The sequence below is a fragment of the Snodgrassella sp. M0110 genome (genome assembly GCF_016101465.1).
GTDB lineage: Bacteria > Pseudomonadota > Gammaproteobacteria > Burkholderiales > Neisseriaceae > Snodgrassella > Snodgrassella alvi.
Window position 1 is genome coordinate 189295 of record NZ_JACFQM010000001.1, and the last position, 20395, is coordinate 209689.

The 20395-nt window shown below is 39.1% G+C and carries 21 protein-coding genes and 1 tRNA gene; 6 read left to right on the top strand and 16 right to left on the bottom strand.

Translation table 11 applies throughout. From position 1 onward, the window contains the following. Nucleotides 1–87 precede the first annotated feature (87 nt). Complete coding sequence (locus H3T84_RS00825) at nt 88–1653, top strand: TerC family protein (protein WP_198217158.1); 1566 nt, start codon at nt 88–90, stop codon at nt 1651–1653. A 64-nt stretch (nt 1654–1717) separates the two neighbouring features. Here H3T84_RS00825 and H3T84_RS00830 read toward each other — a convergent pair whose 3' ends face one another. The 8 genes from H3T84_RS00830 to H3T84_RS00865 all read right to left on the bottom strand — a co-directional run bounded on the left by H3T84_RS00830 (nt 1718) and on the right by H3T84_RS00865 (nt 7254). Then, nucleotides 1718–1921 (bottom strand): glycine zipper 2TM domain-containing protein, encoded by a 204-nt coding sequence (locus H3T84_RS00830; protein WP_174833884.1) that lies wholly within the window; start codon nt 1919–1921, stop codon nt 1718–1720. Nucleotides 1922–2106: 185 nt separating this feature from the next. Continuing rightward, the gene (gene hpf / locus H3T84_RS00835) at nt 2107–2439 is read right to left on the bottom strand and encodes a ribosome hibernation-promoting factor, HPF/YfiA family (protein WP_100116024.1); all 333 of its coding nucleotides are present in this window, start codon (nt 2437–2439) and stop codon (nt 2107–2109) included. A gap of 64 nt (nt 2440–2503) precedes the next feature. Continuing rightward, nucleotides 2504–3880, bottom strand: a complete 1377-nt coding sequence (gene rpoN, locus H3T84_RS00840) for an RNA polymerase factor sigma-54 (protein WP_198217160.1) — start codon at nt 3878–3880, stop codon at nt 2504–2506. Nucleotides 3881–3886: 6 nt separating this feature from the next. Next, nucleotides 3887–4630 (bottom strand): LPS export ABC transporter ATP-binding protein, encoded by a 744-nt coding sequence (gene lptB / locus H3T84_RS00845; protein ID WP_198217163.1) that lies wholly within the window; start codon nt 4628–4630, stop codon nt 3887–3889. 9 nt (nt 4631–4639) lie between these two features. After that, on the bottom strand, nt 4640–5083 hold the full coding sequence (lptA, locus tag H3T84_RS00850; protein WP_232346085.1) for a lipopolysaccharide transport periplasmic protein LptA: 444 nt from the start codon (nt 5081–5083) through the stop codon (nt 4640–4642). Between the two features lie 40 nt (nt 5084–5123). Next, nucleotides 5124–5708, bottom strand: coding sequence for an LPS export ABC transporter periplasmic protein LptC (lptC, locus tag H3T84_RS00855; RefSeq protein WP_100116028.1), 585 nt, complete (start codon nt 5706–5708; stop codon nt 5124–5126). Next, complete coding sequence (locus H3T84_RS00860; protein ID WP_198217750.1) at nt 5705–6238, bottom strand: HAD family hydrolase; 534 nt, start codon at nt 6236–6238, stop codon at nt 5705–5707. The genes lptC and H3T84_RS00860 overlap by 4 nt, the downstream gene beginning before the upstream one ends. 41 nt (nt 6239–6279) lie before the next feature. Further along, on the bottom strand, nt 6280–7254 hold the full coding sequence (locus H3T84_RS00865; RefSeq protein ID WP_198217752.1) for a KpsF/GutQ family sugar-phosphate isomerase: 975 nt from the start codon (nt 7252–7254) through the stop codon (nt 6280–6282). A 206-nt stretch (nt 7255–7460) separates the two neighbouring features. Between H3T84_RS00865 and tal the strand changes: the two genes are divergently transcribed. Continuing rightward, a complete protein-coding gene (gene tal, locus H3T84_RS00870; protein WP_198217173.1) occupies nt 7461–8516 on the top strand; it encodes a transaldolase in 1056 nt (351 codons plus the stop codon). 505 nt (nt 8517–9021) lie between these two features. Here tal and H3T84_RS00875 read toward each other — a convergent pair. Next, nucleotides 9022–10731 (bottom strand): formate--tetrahydrofolate ligase, encoded by a 1710-nt coding sequence (locus tag H3T84_RS00875; RefSeq protein ID WP_198217175.1) that lies wholly within the window; start codon nt 10729–10731, stop codon nt 9022–9024. A 483-nt stretch (nt 10732–11214) separates the two neighbouring features. On the opposite strand from H3T84_RS00875, the gene H3T84_RS00880 reads away from it, so the two are divergent. After that, nucleotides 11215–11712, top strand: coding sequence for a hypothetical protein (locus H3T84_RS00880; protein WP_198217183.1), 498 nt, complete (start codon nt 11215–11217; stop codon nt 11710–11712). On the opposite strand, the gene H3T84_RS00885 is transcribed toward H3T84_RS00880, so the two are convergent. Further along, the gene (locus H3T84_RS00885; protein WP_198217185.1) at nt 11662–12339 is read right to left on the bottom strand and encodes a biosynthetic peptidoglycan transglycosylase; all 678 of its coding nucleotides are present in this window, start codon (nt 12337–12339) and stop codon (nt 11662–11664) included. The two genes, H3T84_RS00880 and H3T84_RS00885, sit on opposite strands and share 51 nt — an antisense overlap. A 629-nt stretch (nt 12340–12968) precedes the next feature. On the opposite strand from H3T84_RS00885, the gene H3T84_RS00890 reads away from it, so the two are divergent. Further along, nucleotides 12969–13772, top strand: a complete 804-nt coding sequence (locus H3T84_RS00890; protein WP_198217193.1) for a PoNe immunity protein domain-containing protein — start codon at nt 12969–12971, stop codon at nt 13770–13772. Between the two features lie 168 nt (nt 13773–13940). Here H3T84_RS00890 and H3T84_RS00895 read toward each other — a convergent pair whose 3' ends face one another. Then, nucleotides 13941–14717 carry a hypothetical protein gene (locus tag H3T84_RS00895; protein WP_198217195.1) on the bottom strand — a complete coding sequence of 259 codons (777 nt, stop codon included), beginning with the start codon at nt 14715–14717 and terminating at the stop codon, nt 13941–13943. 554 nt (nt 14718–15271) lie between these two features. Here H3T84_RS00895 and H3T84_RS00900 point away from each other — a divergent pair. Together H3T84_RS00900 and H3T84_RS00905 are read left to right on the top strand one after the other, a co-directional pair. After that, complete coding sequence (locus H3T84_RS00900; RefSeq protein WP_100116038.1) at nt 15272–16435, top strand: sugar transporter; 1164 nt, start codon at nt 15272–15274, stop codon at nt 16433–16435. 58 nt (nt 16436–16493) lie between these two features. Further along, entirely contained in the window at nt 16494–17549 is a 1056-nt protein-coding gene (locus H3T84_RS00905; RefSeq protein ID WP_198217196.1) for a nucleoid-associated protein, read from the top strand. 33 nt (nt 17550–17582) lie between these two features. On the opposite strand, the gene H3T84_RS00910 is transcribed toward H3T84_RS00905, so the two are convergent. From H3T84_RS00910 to H3T84_RS00930, 5 genes are all read right to left on the bottom strand, one after another. Then, nucleotides 17583–17657 (bottom strand) — tRNA-Arg (locus H3T84_RS00910). Nucleotides 17658–17705: 48 nt separating this feature from the next. Next, nucleotides 17706–18680 carry a polyprenyl synthetase family protein gene (locus H3T84_RS00915; protein ID WP_198217198.1) on the bottom strand — a complete coding sequence of 325 codons (975 nt, stop codon included), beginning with the start codon at nt 18678–18680 and terminating at the stop codon, nt 17706–17708. 805 nt (nt 18681–19485) lie between these two features. Beyond that, complete coding sequence (locus H3T84_RS12370; protein ID WP_198217753.1) at nt 19486–19728, bottom strand: hypothetical protein; 243 nt, start codon at nt 19726–19728, stop codon at nt 19486–19488. A 3-nt stretch (nt 19729–19731) separates the two neighbouring features. Further along, the gene (locus H3T84_RS00925) at nt 19732–19890 is read right to left on the bottom strand and encodes a hypothetical protein (protein ID WP_198217200.1); all 159 of its coding nucleotides are present in this window, start codon (nt 19888–19890) and stop codon (nt 19732–19734) included. A 5-nt stretch (nt 19891–19895) separates the two neighbouring features. Beyond that, complete coding sequence (locus tag H3T84_RS00930) at nt 19896–20369, bottom strand: macro domain-containing protein (protein WP_174833872.1); 474 nt, start codon at nt 20367–20369, stop codon at nt 19896–19898. Nucleotides 20370–20395 lie beyond the last annotated feature (26 nt).

Consider the following 20395-nt stretch of genomic DNA (forward strand, 5'->3'; position numbering starts at 1 on the left):
TGCATGTAGACGTGTTTTTCTCTGATTTCAGGCAGCCTTGCTCATGTAGCAGGCTGCCTGTTTGTATTTAACGCATAGGAAAAGAAAATGGATTTTAGCTGGTTAGGAGAACCGGCCACATGGGTAGGGCTGATTACCCTGATAATTCTCGAAATCGTTCTGGGTATCGATAATCTTGTATTTGTAGCTATACTGGCGAATAAAGCCAGTCCGAAAAAGCGCGACCATGCCCGTATAGCTGGTTTGTCTCTGGCAGTGCTGATCCGCATTCTGATGCTGGCACTGATGTCTTTTATCATTACCCTGACCAAGCCCTTTGTACATATCAGCGGTTTTGCCATTTCAGTTAAAGATCTGATTATGTTCGGTGGCGGACTCTTCCTGCTCTATAAGGCAACAACTGAGTTACATGAACGGCTGGAAGGGCATACTGCTATGGCGTCAATTACCAATGTCTCCGTTTATGCCAGTTTCTGGAGTGTGGTATTACAAATTGTCGTGCTTGACGCGGTATTTTCACTTGATTCAGTAATTACTGCTGTCGCCATGGTGCAACACATTACAGTGGCAATGCTGGCCGTGATTATTGCTATGGCAATGATGATTTGGGCAAGCGGACCATTAACAGAGTTTGTAAATCGCCATCCTACAGTAGTGATGCTGTGTCTGGGCTTTTTACTCATGATAGGGTTCAGCCTGATTGCTGAAGGCTTACACTTTGAAATACCGAAAGGTTATCTGTATGCCGCTATTGCTTTCTCTATTCTGATTGAGATATTTAATCAGATTTCTACTCGGAATACTCGCCGTAACGATATGATTGGCCGCTCTTGGCGTTACCGAACCGCAGACAGCGTGCTTGGTATGATGGGACTGCGTGAAAAAGAGCTGGCTAAAAATGGTATGCAAACTGATGATGATGAACATTTTGAAGAAAATGAAAAATCCATGATTCGCAGCGTGCTTACTCTGGCCGAGCGTCCGATAATGGGTGTCATGACACCGCGCAGTGATATTGAACGTTTGGATCTATCTCAGCCGCGTGAGCAGCAGTGCCAACAATTACAAAGCACACCATTTTCACGGCTGGTAGTAGTAGGAAAGGCCGGAATTGATGAGCCGCTGGGATTTGTGAATAAAAAAGATTTACTTAACCAGTTATTGAGCGGAGAGCAATTAAATATTCAGGCTGCGTTACGACAGCCGCTGGTCTTACCGGACAGCAGCACTGTACTTGATGCTATGGAGCTGTTTCGTTCGCGAAGTGCTGATATTGCGTTGGTAGTTGATGAATTTGGTGCTGTACTCGGACTGGTTAGCATGAAAGATTTAATGGAAACGATTGCCGGTGATTTTCCAGAAGAGTATGAGCGTGCTGATGCACCCAGTATCCAGCAAAATGCCGATCATAGCGTTACTGTAGACGGCAGTCTTGAATATGCCATTATGGCTCAGCACCTGCATTTGCCTACCTTACCGGAAGACGCTGAGTACCATACTGTAGCCGGATTAATTATGGAAGAAATGCAAGATATTCCGGATGTCGGAGATACCATTGATTATGCCGGTTACCGTTTTGAAGTATTGAACAAAGACGGACACCGTCTGGAACGGGTACGTATCAGCAAAATTGAACAGCCGGAATCTGAATAACCCGGTTAATAGCCATAAAAAAGCCTGCTGAGAACAGCAGGCTTTTGACATTAAAATAGTTTGCTTATTTAATTTGGCTGCCGATAACGCCACCCAGAGCTGCTCCGCCTAAAGTAGCACCAGTGTCTTTACCTAACAGATTACCTGCTACACCACCCACTACAACACCTGTTGCAGTATGCCGCTGAGCCGGAGTCATATTTTCACAGGCAGAAAGGGAGGCAGCTACTGCGGCAACTAATGCCAGTGTTTTTAAATTTAATTTCATGTTAATACCTCTTTCTATTCAGAATAAAGAATTGCGTGTCAGTTAAAGTTGATATTACTTATAAACTATTTAACAGCAAAAATATTATTTCAAAGTTGATTATATACCTTTAGCAAACCAGATTAGCAAAAAACTGTGCTGGAATCATAAATACAATTTATTAATGTTATTAAAATGTCTGCCGGTTATTCAATTTCGGTGGCCGGATCAGCACATATTTCAGGTGTCTGACGTGAAGGCTGCTTTTTTTCTTTATATTTAATCACAGCTCTGTCCAGTTTATCCATCAGACAATCAATAGCAGCATACATATCATTATCCAGGCATTCAATATGGATATCTTTACCGGAAAGATGCAAATCAATTTCAGCTTTTTTCTGAACTTTAAATACAGAGAAAGTAACAGTTGCGCTGATAATCTGATCAGCATGACGGCTAATACGTTCCAGCTTGTTCAGTGTGTAGTCTTTCAGCGCTGCGGTAACATCAAGATTCTGTCCGATAAATTTCAGATTCATAGCCTGATCCTTTTTAAAGGGTTTAGGGAAAAACAGAATAAATTTTATGGAAGTTAACTGAAAATTAATGATTACTGTATTGTACTTTACGTTGGTGCGCCGGAGGAATTTTCAAGGCCTCACGATATTTTGCGACTGTGCGCCGGGCCAGATTAATACCTTGCTTAGCCAGCTGATTTACCAAATGTGTATCAGAGTAGGGGTGTTTCGGGTCTTCTTCGTTAATCATACTTTGCAGCAGTGTTTTAATTGCTGTCTGACTGTTACCTGTTCCATCATCCGTTGCTGCAACAGACTGACTGAAAAAATAGCGCAGAGGAAAAACACCTTGTGAGCAGGTCAGGTATTTCTGATTGATTGCCCGTGAAACAGTACTTTCTGCCAGTTCGAGAGCCTGAGCTGTTTCTTTAATGGTTAAGGGCGTTAGCGCCAGAGAACCAAAACTGAAAAAATCCTGCTGTTGCTGCAAAATCCATTCGCCCAGACGTTGCAAAGTGGTTTTACGCATCTGCAAGCTGTGAAGACAGGTTTGTGCTTCCTGCCATTTGTTTTTACACATGGCATCCATCTCAGTGTTTTTTTGCTCTAACCATTCTTCAACACCGGGTTCTATTCTCAGCTGAGGAAAAGTATCATGCAAAAGGCGTATCTGCCAATTACCACTTTTATTGATATAAACTTCCATATCAGGGCGGACAGACAGAATACCATTACGATCAGGTAATCCGTAACAGGGATAAGGATTCAGCGTACCAATCAGTTTACAGGCCGCTTCAAGTGTGTTCACAGAAAACTGAGGCAGTTGCCGGCAAAGTTGTCTGAACTGATGGGTACTCAGCCACTGACCAAAATGTTTGTTAATCAGTAAGCGCGCGCAAGTATGGATTTCATTGACATCGGCTGATTCGGCTGACAAATTATCCATTTGCAACAACAGCGATTCCTGTAAATTCCGAGCGCCAACACCAGTAGGTTCAAACTGCTGCAGAATCGTCAGCGCCTGTTCCAGCTCTGTTTCATCCAGTTGCCATTCCAGCGGTGCGTTTTCTACCAGATCAGTTAAACTGCTGTCCAGATAACCCTGTTCATTCAGATTCTCAATCAGAAAATAAACCCGTGCTGCTGTCACTTTGTCCAGATCGTATTCACATACTTGCCGGCGCAGCAATTCATACATATCAGGATTGTCGGCCAGCGTGTCCCAGACATCACTTTCAGCTTGCATAATACCCAGCTGTGGCGGCTGTACATACTGAGTATCGGAAAAGCTGTCTTCAGGTGTATTTTCTACTTCCTCAAGAAAAGGATTATCCTCCAGCCAGCCGGCAACCAGTTCCTGTAATTCCAGCGTAGACAGCTGCAACACCTGTAACGATTGTTGCAGTTTAGGACTAAGGCGGGTGGTAAGACTGAGTCGGAGATGAGTAGCTGGCTTTTGCATATGCAGTTAATACTCGAAATGCTCACCCAGATAAACAGCGCGTACCTGTTCATTATTAACCAGCTCTTCCGGGACACCGGAAGCCAGTACACTGCCCTGATTAATAATGTATGCCCGGTCACAGATACGCAGAGTTTCACGGACATTATGGTCAGTAATCAGTGTGCCGATACCACGCTGTTTCAGGAAAGAAATCAGATTCTGAATGTCTATCAATGCAATCGGATCAACGCCGGCAAACGGTTCATCAAGCAGAATAAATCGTGGATTGATAGCTAGTGCCCGAGCAATTTCAACTCGACGCTGTTCGCCGCCAGACAGGGAACGCGCAACATTGTTGTGCAAATGTTCAATATGCAGGTCAGCCAGCAGCAGTTCCAATTGCTCGGCACGCTTTTCCGGCGGATAATTAATTTCCAGAATAGCATTGATATTCTGGGCTACTGTCATTTTACGGAAGATTGATTGTTGTTGTGGCAGATATCCTAAACCCAGACGTGCCCGCTCATAAACCGGACGATGAGTAATTTCCTGTCCGTCTAGCATGATATTGCCGCTATCAGCCGCTATTAAGCCTACAATCATATAGAAGCTGGTGGTTTTACCGGCACCATTCGGTCCAAGCAGACCGACTACTTCTCCACTGTTCACTTTCAGTGACACATCATTAACTACCTGACGCTGTTTAAAACTTTTTTGCAGACCGCTGACATGAAGCTGACTTGGCGGTACAGTAGGCATTACATTCATGAGCTTGGTTTATTTCTTTTTCTGTTGCGGTTGGATGATAATGTGTACCCGCTCTTTAGGCGCACTTTTAACAGTATAAACTTCGGTATTGGTGTTATAAACAATCACGCCGCCGCGAGCCATATCACCACCGCGGTTTATCTGAGCATTACCGGTAATCGTAACAATGCCGCTCTGGCTTTCATAGTGTACATTATTTCCCTGGCCGGTTACCATGCCGTCTTTATCCAGTTTCTGACCAAACTTGGCAGGTTTGCCATCTGCAATAATTGTCTGATTACCGGAATTATCCTTATGTGCAGTGACACGGGCTGCATTCATATACATACTGCCCTGCCGCATTTGAACATTACCGCTAAATACGGTTGTCTGATTCTGTTTGTCCAGAGAACCTTGATCAGCCTCAATCTGAATAGGTTGATGCCGGTCACTTGCCAGCGCCCATGCATGCATACTGCCGGTAAGCAGACATAAGGCTGCTAAAGCTTTGCTGTTAATGAGAGTGCGGATCATAAATAATAGCCTTTACGCGTGCGGGTAAATTCAGAAAACCGCGTTGTTTGTCGTATTCGAAACCTTGTGATGTACCGCGGGATATACCATACTGATAAGAAACCTGCGCATCGGTTTTGATTACCTGAGTTTGTGTATCAACATGCAATACGCTGGTTTCCAGCTGTCCTGCCGGTTCATTTCCTACCGGATTTTTATGCCAGATTACCTGTCCCAGTAAATCTACTTTGCGGCTGTCGGTATAGTACTGTCCGGTATTGGCCTTAATACGATAGAGCTCTGCGCCGTTTGTATATAATCCCATATTGGGATTATCGACATAAATAACAGTTTGCTGCGGAAACTGCCGGGCAGCTGTGGCGTGAATGGTTTCACTTAACTGACCGTGCTCATCAAACCGTTCACCGTCAATCGAATTAATCACATACTTAGGCTCTTTCGGATTCAGGGGAATTTCCACTGTCTTGATCTCAGTAATCCGGTCCAGCCAGAAGCTTATGCCGCCAAGGGCTACTGCCAGAATCAGCGGAAATGCCCAGTTACTGCGGCTGCGAATCACATTCATGCAAGATACTCCGCCATATCCTGAGCCAGAAAGCCCTGTGCATCCAGTAATAAATCACAGATTTCACGTACTGCACCGGCTCCGCCGGGCGCACGGGTAATATAATCAGCATGCTGTAATACCAGATGATGAGAACCGGGTACTGCTGCTGCCAGCCCGCAATGTTTCATAACTGGTAAGTCTACGACATCATCGCCGATGTAAGCACATTGCTGCTCATCTAAACCAAGCTGCTGCAATAATTGCCGATAACAGCTGCGTTTATCCGAAATACCTTTGAAATAATGTCCGATGCCAAGCTGCTGTACCCGGATACCGACAGAGGGTGCATCGCGTCCGGTAATAATTGCCGTTTGAATGCCGTGGCGGTGCAGCATCTTTAATCCGTGGCCGTCAAGTGTATGGAACGCTTTGATTTCCTCGCCGTTATCACGGATAAAAATACGACCGTCAGTCAGTACGCCGTCTACATCCATAATAAACAGCCTGATTTTCCGGGCAGCTTCAACCACCGCACTGGCAGACATCATCGTATTCATCGGCATTCCTCAGTCATAACATTCTTGCGCATTTAAACAATCCGTGCCTGTAATAAATCATGCATATTCAGCGCACCAACCGGATGGTTATTTGCATCAATTACAGCCAGCCCATTCACCTTATTCGCCTGCATGATTTTCAGGGCTTCCGTTGCCAGCCGGTCGGCAGTGATGGTTTTAGGTGCACGTCCCATTACATCGACCATTAGCCATTCTTTTAATTCCCGGTTATCCTGAAATAAACGGCGTAAATCACCGTCTGTAAATAAACCGCACAGCTCTCCGGCAGTATTGACTACCAGCAGCATTCCCAGACCTTTTTCACTCATAGTAACAATGGCTTCACGCAAAGGGGTATTTTCCTGTACCAGAGGCATATCTTTGCCGCCATGCATAACATCAGCTACCGTTAACAACAGACGTTTACCCAGACTGCCGGCAGGATGGCTCAGCGCAAAATCTTCAGGGGTAAACTGGCGCGCACGCAGCAGTGCCACCGTCAGTGCATCACCCAATACCATTACCGCCGTCGTGCTGGATGTTGGAGCCAGCCCTAACGGACAGGCCTCCTGTGATACATGAGCGCATAAATGGATATCCGCATGTTTCGCCATGCTTGAACTGGTTTTACCGGTTATGCAGATCAGCTGCACATGCTTACGTTTGATGGCCGGTATCAGTGCCAGAATTTCTTCGCTTTCACCGGAATTGGATAATGCTATCAGCACATCGCCATCAACAATCATACCTAGATCGCCGTGTCCTGCTTCAGCCGGATGCACAAAATAAGCCGGTGTGCCGGTAGATGCCATTGAAGCGGCAATCTTACGCCCGATATGGCCGCTTTTGCCCATACCAGTGATAATCACCCGTCCGCGGCAGTCGAGAATAGTCGTTACTGCCTCAGCAAAATGCTCATCCAAACTATTGGCAACTTCACGTATCGACTGCTCTTCAATAGCAAAAACTTCTTTGCCCCAGTCTAAATATTTATCCTGTAAATTCATAACACCATCAGCAGCAATAACAAGCAAACGAAGACACAATAAATTTAACCTGATTATAACCTGATACCGGTTATTTTGTTTGCTTCGGAACTTGTCAAATTACGCCATCCTCGTTAGAGTAATCTATAACTCATGAATAACCGGTTTAATCGATTGATTAACCTTAACAAAACATATCTTGCATATATTTACCATAAGGAAATAATATGGCCGTATTAGCACAAGTCAATACACTGGGACAGCAAATCTGGCTGGATAATCTTTCCAGGAATCTGATTCAGTCGGGTGAACTGGCACACATGCTTGAGGCGGGTATCAGTGGCGTGACTTCCAATCCGGCCATTTTTCAAAAAGCCTTTGCCAGCGATACACTTTACCAGAATGATATTAACCAGCTAAAACAGCAGCCGCTGTCCCCCAAACAGCGTTATGAACAACTGGCAGTAGCCGATGTACAGGCTGCATGTGATGTCTGTCTGCCCTTGTATGAACGCAGTCAGGGTAAAGCCGGATTTGTCAGCCTTGAAGTGGCACCAGATCTGGCCGATGATGCTCAGGCTACCATTACCGAAGCCCAGCGACTATGGGAAGTTCTTAACCGACCCAATGTCATGATAAAAGTACCAGCCACAGACAGCGGAATACAGGCATTAACCACACTGGTTGCACAGGGCATTAATGTTAACCTGACCCTGTTGTTTTCTAAAACCCAGCTTAGCAAAGCATGGCAGGCACACGCTGCCGGCATTCGCCAGCGTCTGGCACAAAATCTGCCGGTTAACCATATTCAGGTAGTCGCCAGCTTTTTCCTGTCCCGCATTGACAGCGCTCTGGACATTACTCTGCCGGAATCTTTGCAGGGTAAAACCTCCATTGCACTGGCCAAAACAGCTTATGCTGAATGGCAGGAATTTATCCTGAGCCGTGAATTTACCGATCTGGCTGCACAGCAGGCAGCGCCACTGCGTTTGCTCTGGGCATCTACGGGGACTAAAAATCCGGCGTATTCCGATGTTTGCTATGTAGAAAATATTATTGGTGCTGACACCATTAATACCGTACCCACCAACACGCTTAATGCCTTTATCGATCATGGACATGCCGATGCTACACTGACACAGGATGTACAGCAGGCTAAAAACGTACTGATTGAAATTCAGAAGCTGGGTATTAATCTTGAATCCCTCGCAGTGCGCTTACAGCAAGAAGGCTTACAACAGTTTGTGGATGCATTCGATGCATTACTGCAACCTCTGGCTTAAACGGAATAAATAAAACACAACAGACATACGGAAATCTGAATTGTGGCTTACCGGTTAGACTTATCAGAATAATCGGTAAGCTTTTTATAATTTTAGATTAAAAAAAGCACATTGAAAATACATTTGTAATATAAAACTTAAAAAATATTAATTTAAATGATAAATCACACTTAATATTTTAAAGTATAGATAAATTAATTAACTTTTAAATTTATATTTAATGATTTTAAACTTTAAAATTAATAATAACATCTATAGTTTATAATCTAAACGTAAATAATAATCAGAACAATACCATATAAGCCGCGCTGAATTAATCTTAACCTTATAATCGGTATTGCAGCCAGCTTTTGGCCATAACCCATAATCTTTATCCAAGGCTCAGATGTTCATGGCTGCTGAATTCAGACTAATATACATAAAAATGCCACAAAAGCATAAAACTCTTGTGGCATAAGCATGAATTGTCACTCAGACGGCAACCGGCCGGCGACTCTGTTTAATTTTAATGTAAACCGACAATATTGCCCTCAGCATCTATATCAATCTGTTGATAAGCAGGCAGAGTACCCAGCCCTGGCATAGTCATCACATTACCCGCATATACACGGATAAAGCCCGCACCGGCCGATACTTGTAAACGGGCAATTTCAACATCAAAATCTGTCGGAACATTTTTCAGATTCGGGTCTGCACTGATAGATAATGGTGTTTTCACCATGCATAACGGTAAATGATCAAGCTTAAGCTGCTTGATTTCTTCAATATTCTGCAAAGCCTGTGCCGACAGGTTAGCCTGACGCGCGCCGTATTTCTTCACCATGGTCTGAATTTTTTCCGGCAGCGGCATATTGTCAGCATAGGGCAGAGTAACCGAATTTTCTTGATTGCAGGCAGCGACCACATGCTGAGCCAGAGCCTGAGTACCCGCACCACCCTGAGTAAACGCATCACTGATTTCACATGCATAGGCACCGTGTTCCAGCGCATACTGGCGTACAAAATCCAACTCTTCCTGATGGTCGTACGGGAAGCGATTAATAGCCACAATCACAGGCAGGCCATAGCTTTTCGCATTCTGAATGTGCCAGCCCAGATTAGCACTGCCTTCAGCCAGCAGCTCAACATTACACTGAGTAACTTCTGCCGGTAATGGCTGACCCGGCTTAATATTAAACCGGCCGCTATTCGATTTCAGACTGCGTACCGTGGCTACCAATACAACGCATGAAGGCGCCCCACCTGTCTGGCGATATTTAATATTAAAGAATTTCTCCATGCCCATATCAGAGCCGAAACCAGCTTCTGTTACCACATAATCCGCCACTTGCAGACCGACCATATCCGCCAGCACCGAAGAATTACCATGGGCAATATTGGCAAACGGTCCTGCATGAATTAGTACTGGGGTCTGTTCTGCTGTCTGCATCAGATTCGGATTAATCGCATCTTTCAGTAACACTGTCATCGCACCGGCTACCTGAAGTTTTTCTGCCGTAACCGGATTGCCCTGAGTATCATAAGCCAGAATAATCCGCCCGATACGCTGGCGCATATCCTGTAAATCCGTCGCCAGAGCCAGAATCGCCATTAATTCGGAAGCAGCAGAAATCTCAAACCCGTCTTCACGCTCCACACCATTAACACCACCGCCCACACCTACTTTAATCCGGCGCAATGCACGGTCGTTGTGGTCGATTACCCGTTTCCAGACAATCCGGTTTTTATCAATATTCAGCCGCGGCAGCTTGGTTTGTGCCGTAAACTCCTCGCCCAGATGTTCTTCATGGTATAAGCGTGCATCTAGAGCCGCAGAGGCGAGATCATGAGCCGCTGTAATAGCGTGAATATCACCGGTTAAATGCAGATTCAGCTTTTCCATCGGCAAAACCTGTGCTTTACCGCCGCCGGCTGCCCCGCCTTTTACCCCGAATACCGGCCCCAGACTGGGCTGGCGGATACAGGCAATCGCTTTCTTGCCGATAAAATTCAGCCCCTGACTCAGCCCAATGGTGGTTACTGTTTTACCTTCTCCCAGCGGTGTCGGCGTAATGGCCGACACCAGCACCAGCTTGCCCTGTTTGCTATCCGGCTGAATCACCTTTAAATCTACTTTGGCTACTTCATGGCCGTAAGGGATAAGGTATTGTTCGGGAATGCTGCTGTTGCGGGCAATTTCGGTGATGGGGAGTAAGTTAATGGTCTTAAAAGACATGTAAACTCCAATAAACTAGTTTGTTTTCAAAAAAAGAATAAGTATATATTTGAAAAAAAATAATAAAATTGAATCTTTTATTTAAAAATATGTATCAATTTAAATGATTGAATAAATATATAGATTGAATACTAATGAAAAATTCAATTATTCTTGTTAGTATAATATATGTTTATTAAAATTAATAAGACTAATTTTTATAAATATAAAATAAGGATATTTAATGTTAGGTTCTGCATTTGCTTTTATTTTTAAAATAATCATACAAGTTTTTTGTGCAGGAATAATTGGTCAATTTATAGCTGATTACTATCAATCTAGAAAGCAATTTTCATTAATAAAACAAAAAAAGTTGAAAAAGATGCACAATCGATTTTAGACATTAGTAAAAAAATTACAGAATCTGCAATAGCTAGAAGGGATGCTGCAGTAGTATTAGTAGACAGTCTATCTAAAAGTTTATTTTTTCTTAATAGTAATAATATGACGGAGTTCAATAAAGAGTCGAAAAAACAAAAAGAATTAAGAGATAATTATCGTAAAGAGGTAAAAAAATGGAATAAAGAATTAACTATAATAAATATTGATTTATACAATATTGGTTTGAGTAATACCGCAATTTATGAATTAGAAGGGATGTGTGATTATAATATGAATTTAACTGAATATTATACCTCTTGTGGGTTACATGCTGACTTTTTTAAAGTACATTTATTTATCAATGAATACATTAATTCAAAAAATAAAAATCAAGAAATACTTGATTATATTTCAGAAATATTAAAAATAATTGATAATGAAATTAGAAATTTATCAAGAAAATTGATTTTAATATCAAATGAAAAATGGAATTTATTGAGTTATAATTTCACTGAACCTTTTTCAAAAGACAACTATAAAAGAGCATCAACTTGGGAGTTATTTATTGCTTTATTTTACCAAAAACCTAGTTTTTTGCGCATAAAGAATCCTAAGTTGTAAATTAATCTTCCACTTAACTAATTTATCTTTATTCTTATCTATATGTAAAGGCCTTGGATATTTTAGCATTGATGCTATTTCAGCCTTTTTTTCATCATTTAGCATATCAAAATTATCAATTCTAATAATTTTTAGAAGTCTTTCAATTCCATAAATTGTACTTCCGAAAAAAGCAGTATTTAAATAACAGTCAATTATTTGGCGTTTATTATATTTTATATTTATTAAGAATGCTAAGATAGATTCATATAATTTTCTTTTAATAGTCCTTTCTCGAAAATTAGTTATTGTTCTTACTAGTTGCATATCTATAGTACTAGCACCATATCTTTTTCTTCTAAATTGACATAATTCTCTAATAAAAGCTTTGGTATCAACCCCACAATGATGTAAGAATCTTCGATCCTCTAGTGCCATAACATAATAATGCAAAGTATCTAATGTATCGCAAGCAAATAATTTATATGACCGAGGGTGGCTAAATTCGTCTATAGTCTTTAATTCAGATATTTTATCTTCAATTAAATATAAATCTGAATGAATTTTAATTAATTGTTTTCTAAACCAGTTTTTTAATCTAAAAATCTTAAAGAATTTTGTGTTTTTAGGGCGGATAATTGAATTCATAGTAAATGAAATGAATTGGTTTATTTGGGTTTATTAAATACATTAAAAATTTATTTTGTTGAGAATTCATTATAAACTAAAAATCATTTTTTATTCTATATTTATTATGAATATAAATTATATATAGGATAAAATTTTCTCAGTATATTTGGCAGAAATTGAACTTATTTTATAAACTTAGAATAATTGTGTTTGATTGGTTAAATAAAATATTGTTTTAAAAGATTGTATACTGGTTAAAGTAATATATGTTAATATACATAAATATACTGTTAATTAAAATGTATCCAAAAAATTTATATTAATTAATAAATCTATCGATAAGTATACATCTAGATTAATATCCTGAAATTTTATAGCAGAATGTTTGAATCTATACTGAAATTTATCTTTGTATTATTAATAAATTAATGATATACGGTAAGGGAAATCAAAGTATTGCAGATGGTGTTAGATTGTGTGATGAGTTAAGTAATTATGAAAATGTAGAAGAATTAATTAATAAGTTAATTATTTTTAATTTTAAATTTGATAAATCAACCATTCGAAATATTATTTTAAAAATATCGAAATCTTGAAAATAAAATGACACAAACAAGCAAAAAATCAGTCTTGGAGATGAAATAATTATGTCAGAATTTGAACAACAACGTCGTCAAAAACTATTAGATGAAGATTTTTACCATTATTTTCAAAAAAGGCTCAACAAACTAATTAGTAGAGTTGATAGCGATATGAAAAGAGAAAAAGATGGTTATGCTGAGTTTATGGTAGAACTGCAATATCAACAATTTTGTTTAGATTATACCGTAGGAAAGAGTTGTAATGAATTATTTAATAAAATGGAATACATTATAAAACTTATAAAGAACTCAAATGATTATGTAGACAGATATAATATTGCCAATCCAGATGATAAAATGATGATAATTATATTAACGGAATATTTTGAAACTGAAACTCTGTCAAATTTATTAGGTTTATGTATTTTATATGAACGTATTGATTGGTTTGAAACCATAGTAAAAGCCGTCGATTATGATCAAGAAAATAGAGAAAAATCGATAGATAGTCTAATTACAATGAAAATTCCAGATTATCCTATTACTGAAGAAGAAACACCGAGTGAATTATCTTTTCGTAATCCACTTTATAAAGCCATTCATGCCGAAAAACCGAAAGACACATTAAAATTTTTAGACGAATATTTACGCTTTTGGTACGATGGATTACGTGAAACTGGATATGAATACATAGATAGTCATTTAAATCAACAAGGCGATTCTCGAGATTGTTGTTCTTTTGTTGGCTACTGGTGTTTTGAAGCTGCAGCGGTAGCATATCTAAAAAATATTGACGATAGCACTTTGCACCGCTTTATTTATTATCCTAAAGATATGATTGCATATGCGCGTAGTCAATTGATATCTTAATAGCACAAAGGGGCAGGTATGTGACTTTCCACCCGATTATATTAGCCAACTAGAAAGTCTATAGTCTGTTTTACAAGATAAACCCTATCTTAAAAATCGTATCTAAATTTTCAATTTAATAAAAACAGTGATTTAAAATCAATTAAATAAATAAAAATTATATTGTAACTAATATTTATTACAAGCCTCTAGAGCAGAACAATGAAGCCATTTTTTTGTGGCTTTATTTTTCGAATTAATATATTCCACATAATAAAAATCATGATCCTGTTTTAATAAATTAACTATATCTCCTTTAACTAAATACATTTTTGTACGATGATTTATATCTGGTTTACTCAATAAATGGGATTTTTTAACTACAATATAAGCATTTTCGTATTCAACGACTTTATTGCTCACAATACAATTCCCTTTTACTGTACCATCTTCCCATCCATCAGCGGAAGGTCGTATTTTATGAAACCAATCATCACTGTTCATTAACTCATTTACCTCTTGATTGATTTGATGGTAACAATAAATAGTTCTAGCATCTGTCTCAGATAACCATTCTTGTATTTCGAAACTTACTTTATTTAGCATAAATAAATTTCTATTTTTATTAAATCCTATATCGTAATATATTCTAAAATGACCTCTATCAGGGAAATAAGTAATTACCCTGATGATATTATTCCCATCGTAGCGGGTTAATATCTTCTCAAAACGATTTCCTCCATCTTCATCAAAACTTGGAATTTTGGTAATAAGATTATTATCTTGATAAAGTTCAATGAAATTTCTGTCGTTTTGAATGAAATTTCTGTCGTTTTGAGCACCAAATCCATTATCAAATTTTGCACTGTTAATGACTTTATGATCAATATCAAAATTTAATTTTTCAGCAGATGAAGTTCCGAAAAAAATAATGCACAAGGTAATTAATATTAGTTTAAATTTCATTGTCGTTTTTCATTAATTAAAAAAAGAACTTCCAAAATCTATATTATCAATTTTTTAGCTTAAGATATTTTTCAATCTCTCTTTTGTGGCGAATTCGCAAGGTCCATTTCAAAATCATCTCTCAAGTCATTTAAATATTTAGGTTGATGCAATCTCAGATAGCTCAAGATTTGATTTCTTAACCTCAAAATCGAATTTATCAGAAGCAGCAAGAGACCCTGTGATCATTGCTCGTGAACTCATCGGTATTATAATTACATAAAATGAATAACATCAAGGTTAATCTATAAAACTTATAAAAAAATTAAGAAATGTTAAAAAATAATATTTAATCTGATTAATTCTTTTATTGATTTAATAGTTTTTGACAACAAAATTTGTTTCAAACAATTTTAAAAATTATGTATTACTAAGTGACAAGGATAAATTACTGAATTTTAATTGATTGATAAGTTTATTGCTGGCGTTAATGCTAGCATACCAATTGAGCTGTTAATGGATAATCTCCAGTTATAATTACCAACAATTAATTTATCCCGTCGTTAAGTAAAATCATGAACAATGCTAAAAAGCGCTCTCAGATATGGTCGTCGATTCTTTGTTTAGCTTTTGCCGGATTTATTTTCAATACTACCGAATTTGTACCGGTTGGTTTACTGCCTAATATTGCAGAAAGCTTTTCGATGGATGTCGCTCATGCAGGGTTATTATTAACGATATATGCATGGGCAGTATCATTACTATCTTTACCTTTAACCGTATTAACATCCAAAATGGAGCGTCGCAAACTCCTTATTTTGCTGTTTTGTTTATTTATTGGCAGTCATATATTAGCTGGCTTTGCCTGGAATTTTTATAGCTTAATGACAGCTCGTATTGGTATCGCTTGTGCACATGCTGTATTTTGGGCTATTACCACGCCTTTGGCTGTTCAATTGGCACCGAATGGCAAAAAAGCCAAAGCAATGAGTTTTATTGTAGTTGGCACATCAATGGCAACGGTGCTCGGTATTCCTATTGGTACCAAAATAGGGGAATTAGTCGGTTGGCGTGTGACGTTTTTATGTATTGGTGGCATTGCCTTTGGTATTTTAGTTTTATTGATTTACTTACTTCCTAAAGTCCCCAGTATTAATACCATTTCAATCAAAAATCTACCAAAAGTGTTAAAACGCCCGGCCTTACTCAATATTTACTTATTAACAGCTATTATTATCACAGGACATTTTACTGCCTATACTTACATCACACCATTTATGATGAAAGTGGGCGGATTCAGTCAGGAAATTGTTGTCCATCTTTTATTGGTTATTGGATTTTCGGGCATGATTGGTAGTGTTATTTTTACTCGATACGCAAGTAAATATCCAACAGCGATATTAGTTGTCCCCGTGATATTATTGATGGCGTGCTTATTATCACTCTATTTTAGCTCATTTAGTCTCTACACCGCGATGATACAAGGGGTGATATGGGGATTAGCCATTACCATTATTGGTATGGTAATGCAAAGTAAAGTGATCGATGCAGCGCCTGATGCGACTGACATTGCCACGTCTGTTTATTCAGGCATTTATAATATAGGTATTGGTGGAGGTGCCTTTGTCGGCAGCCAGGTATTAGTGAAACTGTCAACTCATTATATTGGGTTGGTTGGTGCTATTTTTGTTCTCCTTGCGTTAATACTTTTTTTCTTGTTATCCAGAAAAGCTTGGTAAAAAGCAAATAAGCGCAGGTATAACCAGCGCTTATTAATTTTGTTTATTGATTATAAGAATGTTTGAATCTATGCCGAAATTTGTTCTTGGAAAGATTAGTAGATTGATCATACACAGTGTTGGCAACAAAAGTACTGCGGATGGTGTGCGGCTGTGTGATAAATTAAGTAATTATGAAAATGTGGAAGAAACACTTAATAAATTAATTACTTCCAATTTTAAATTTGATGAGTTGTATCAGTTTCATTTTTTTCCTGATTTAGAGCTCAATCCGGTTTATACCATTATCAAAGCCATGTTTGAGCATACAGATATTGATGATTTTATTAATCAGTCTAAAAACATGGGGCGTTATCTGTATGATAAAAGTAATCATCCGCAAATTAAGCCTGGAGAATTGGGCGTATTTTATCTTGCCGACTGTAAGGTAGATGATGAAGTAGTGGATTGTATTGGCATCTTTAAATCAGAAAACAAGCAGAAAATTCTGAAAGTTGAAGACCGGCAGAATGGTTATGATTTAGCTGATATTGAAGGATTAAGCATTCAGAAGCTGGATAAAGGCTGTCTGATTTTTAATCTGCATTCAGAGCAGGGCTATCTGGTTGCTGTTGTGGATAATACCAACAAACATGCAGAGGCCAAATACTGGACTGAGGATTTTTTAAGTATCAGACCTGTTAATAATGAATATCATCAGACTACTCAGATTATGGAAACAGCCAAGCAATTTATTGCTCAGACCATGGACGCTGATGATGAGGAGAGTAAATCAGAAAAAATCGGTTTGCTGAACAGGTCTGTTGATTACTTTAAAAATAATGAGCAGTTTGATTTGCAGGAGTTTGAGCAGCGGGTTTTTGCGAATGATGATCTGATTCAGCAATATCAGGATTTCAGCCAGAATTATGCGCAGGAAAATCAATTAGAACCGGTTAAAAGCTTTGCTATTTCTCCCAAAGCGGTAAAAAAGCAGGAGAAGTATTTTAAAAGCGTGGTGAAGCTGGATAAAAATTTTCATATCTATATCCACGGTGGTAAAGATATGATTGAAAAAGGACGGGATGAAGACGGGCGTAAGTTTTATAAGATTTATTATCAGGAAGAAAATTGATGATTAAAAGCTTGCGCGGTTAAGTCTGATAAGTGGTCCCGCCGACAGGAATCGAACCTGTATCGCACGCTTAGGAGGCATGTGTTCTATCCGTTGAACTACGGCGAGACTTTTTAAAAACAGGGCTATGGCTGAAATCTGCCATAGCCCGCTATTTTAAGAGATTCGGGCTAAAGATGCCAAGGCTAAATCTCGCATAGCCTGGGTGGTTTCATTAACCGGTAACTCATTCAGGCAGTTAATTGCGGCATCTACGGCTTTTTTTGCCTGCATAGTGCAATAAGCCAGTGCATCAGAGTTGATTACGTGATCGTGAATTTTGTTGAAATAGCTGCGGTCGGCGTGTTCCAAAGCATGGCGTACATCGGCTTTGGCCGCAGCACTGCCCTGATTAAGCAGGTAAATTAGCGGCAGGGTAGGTTTGCCCTCAGCCAGATCGTCGCCGACATTTTTACCAATGGTTTCTACATCACCGGCATAATCCAGTACATCATCGATAATCTGGAAAGCTGAGCCCAGATATGTACCGTAATATTTTAAAGCCAGTTCCTGTTGTTCTGTAGCCTTGGCAAGTATGGCACCTACTTGTGCCGCTGCCTGAAAGAGTTTGGCGGTTTTGTATTCGATTACCTGTAAATACTGTTCTTCAGTGACATCAATATTACCAATATTCATCAGCTGCATGACTTCACCTTCAGCAATGATATTGGTGGCTTCTGCCATCACTTTGAGAATACGGAGGCTGCCGGAGCCAACCATCAGCTGGAAGGCTCGTGTGTAGAGAAAATCGCCCACCAATACAGCAGCGGCATTGCCAAACAGATTGTTCGCAGTTTTCCGGCCGCGGCGCAGGTCGCTTTCATCCACTACATCGTCGTGCAGCAATGTAGAGGTATGGATAAATTCCACCATGGCGGCCAGTGAAAAAAGAGGGTCTTCTGTATAGCCCAGAGCTTTGCCGGCAAGGATGGTAATTATCGGGCGCAGGCGTTTACCGCCGGCACTGATAATATACTGGCCTATTTGTGAAATCAGGACAACTTCGGATTCAACAGCACGGTTGATTACCGCATTAACACGGTTTAAGTCTTCAGGCAGGTGTTTCTGGAAATAAGGCAGGTTCTCAAGCATGTGTTTAGTGTTTCTGCAACTGGTAATGATGATGTGTTTTAGCCATGTGTCCCCGAAACTGCCGGACACTTTTGTGTATTATTATACTTGAAATTCATTTAGGAAATGAGAAAAGTTAGCTTGGGTTAATAAAGATGTAATTGTGAATCGGTTAGATAAATTATGCTGATGTATACACAGGCCGGAGCATAAATTTCAAGCTCAAAGCGGTGCGTTCGTCAGAAGTGGCAGTATGTCCGGCAGCCTGTTGTGGTATACCGCTGACTATATTTATCGTAATGCTCCGTCGTCTTATTAATTCGTCGACTCAGAGCATCATATTGGTATTAGGTGGAAAAGTTAGGCTTCTTTTCCGGTCAGGTTATTACTGTTTAGAACGGTAAGTTAATTATTCAATTCAAGTTAAAATGTTAAACAACAAGCACACCATTATCACTTTACCTATTATTGACCCTAATAAACTTGCGGTTATTATATCGCTTAACCAAATTTTCAACTCTGGATATTTGCTTTTATATTCATTAAATATGTCAATTAGATAATATTTTATATTTTTAGTTCACCGTACCTTGGGTAATGTCTTACCATTTTCAAGCGAATTTTTAATGGCGGCTAAACCTGCTTCAAACGCTTCTTTAGTTTTTCGTTACTATGGCTAACACACGTTCTAATTCAGATAAGGCGATTGGCAGCTGGTAAGCGTGATTACCCAGTGCATCCACTTCTTCAACAGAGAAACTCCCTGTTTCGCTTAGCTTTTACGATTTAGTTAAAAATAGAAGAAAGTAAGCTCATCTTAATTTCATCAGTCATAAGGAGATCTAGTTGGCTTTATTAGAATATGAACATCAGCAGCATGACTTGGATTTGGGGTGATTGAACGATGTTGTAAACTCTCAACCCTCGCTTCTATAAGTTGATGTTCATGGTTATAACTGAACCACTGCGTGATATTTTCAGCTGGTCGTTGCCGTTTAATCAGTCGACCAAAACCATCATAATCGTAGTGGTAACCATTGGATAATGACCGTTTCAGTTTGTCAGTTATTTTTTATCTTTCTCTAAATTTATAAAGAGCATTACTATAATCTTCTTTTAAAAGCTCACTTTCAAATCCTTTATCAATAACCCAGCCTATGAACATTTTATCAATTTCACGATCATACCCACCCTGATACATAGCTCTCATTTCAAATTCTTTTACGGTCATATCTATTAAAAATCATAAATATACACTTGTATATCATTTTCCGATAATATTTTTATTATGAGAGGTTCTATCTTTTCCCATTTTCCTCCTGCAAGTCCGCAACCAATACGAGGCATATGCACACTAGCATTCAGGATTTCAGCTTCTACCGCCAATTTTTCCAAACATGATTTAATAGCTTCATAGCGAACCGGGACGCCTTTACTTCCAACTTTTGTTCCTCGTTGTCCTATCATGTTGGCAACATATATATAAGTTTCTACTTGTATTATTTGAATACTTCCTAACTTAAAATCATTTTTGGCTCTATTGCGATGCCATTCTCTATACGCTTTTTCAGGCTCTGCCCAACGCTTTGATATTGCTATGACAAAGCCTTTGCCCCAACCTCCAAGATCGTTACAAATGTGAGCTATAATTTTTATGCCTTTTGCCTGTGGCGAAGTAGCATCACCCTTCAGGTAATTTATTTCTTTCATTTATTTCAATTAACTTGTATATATTT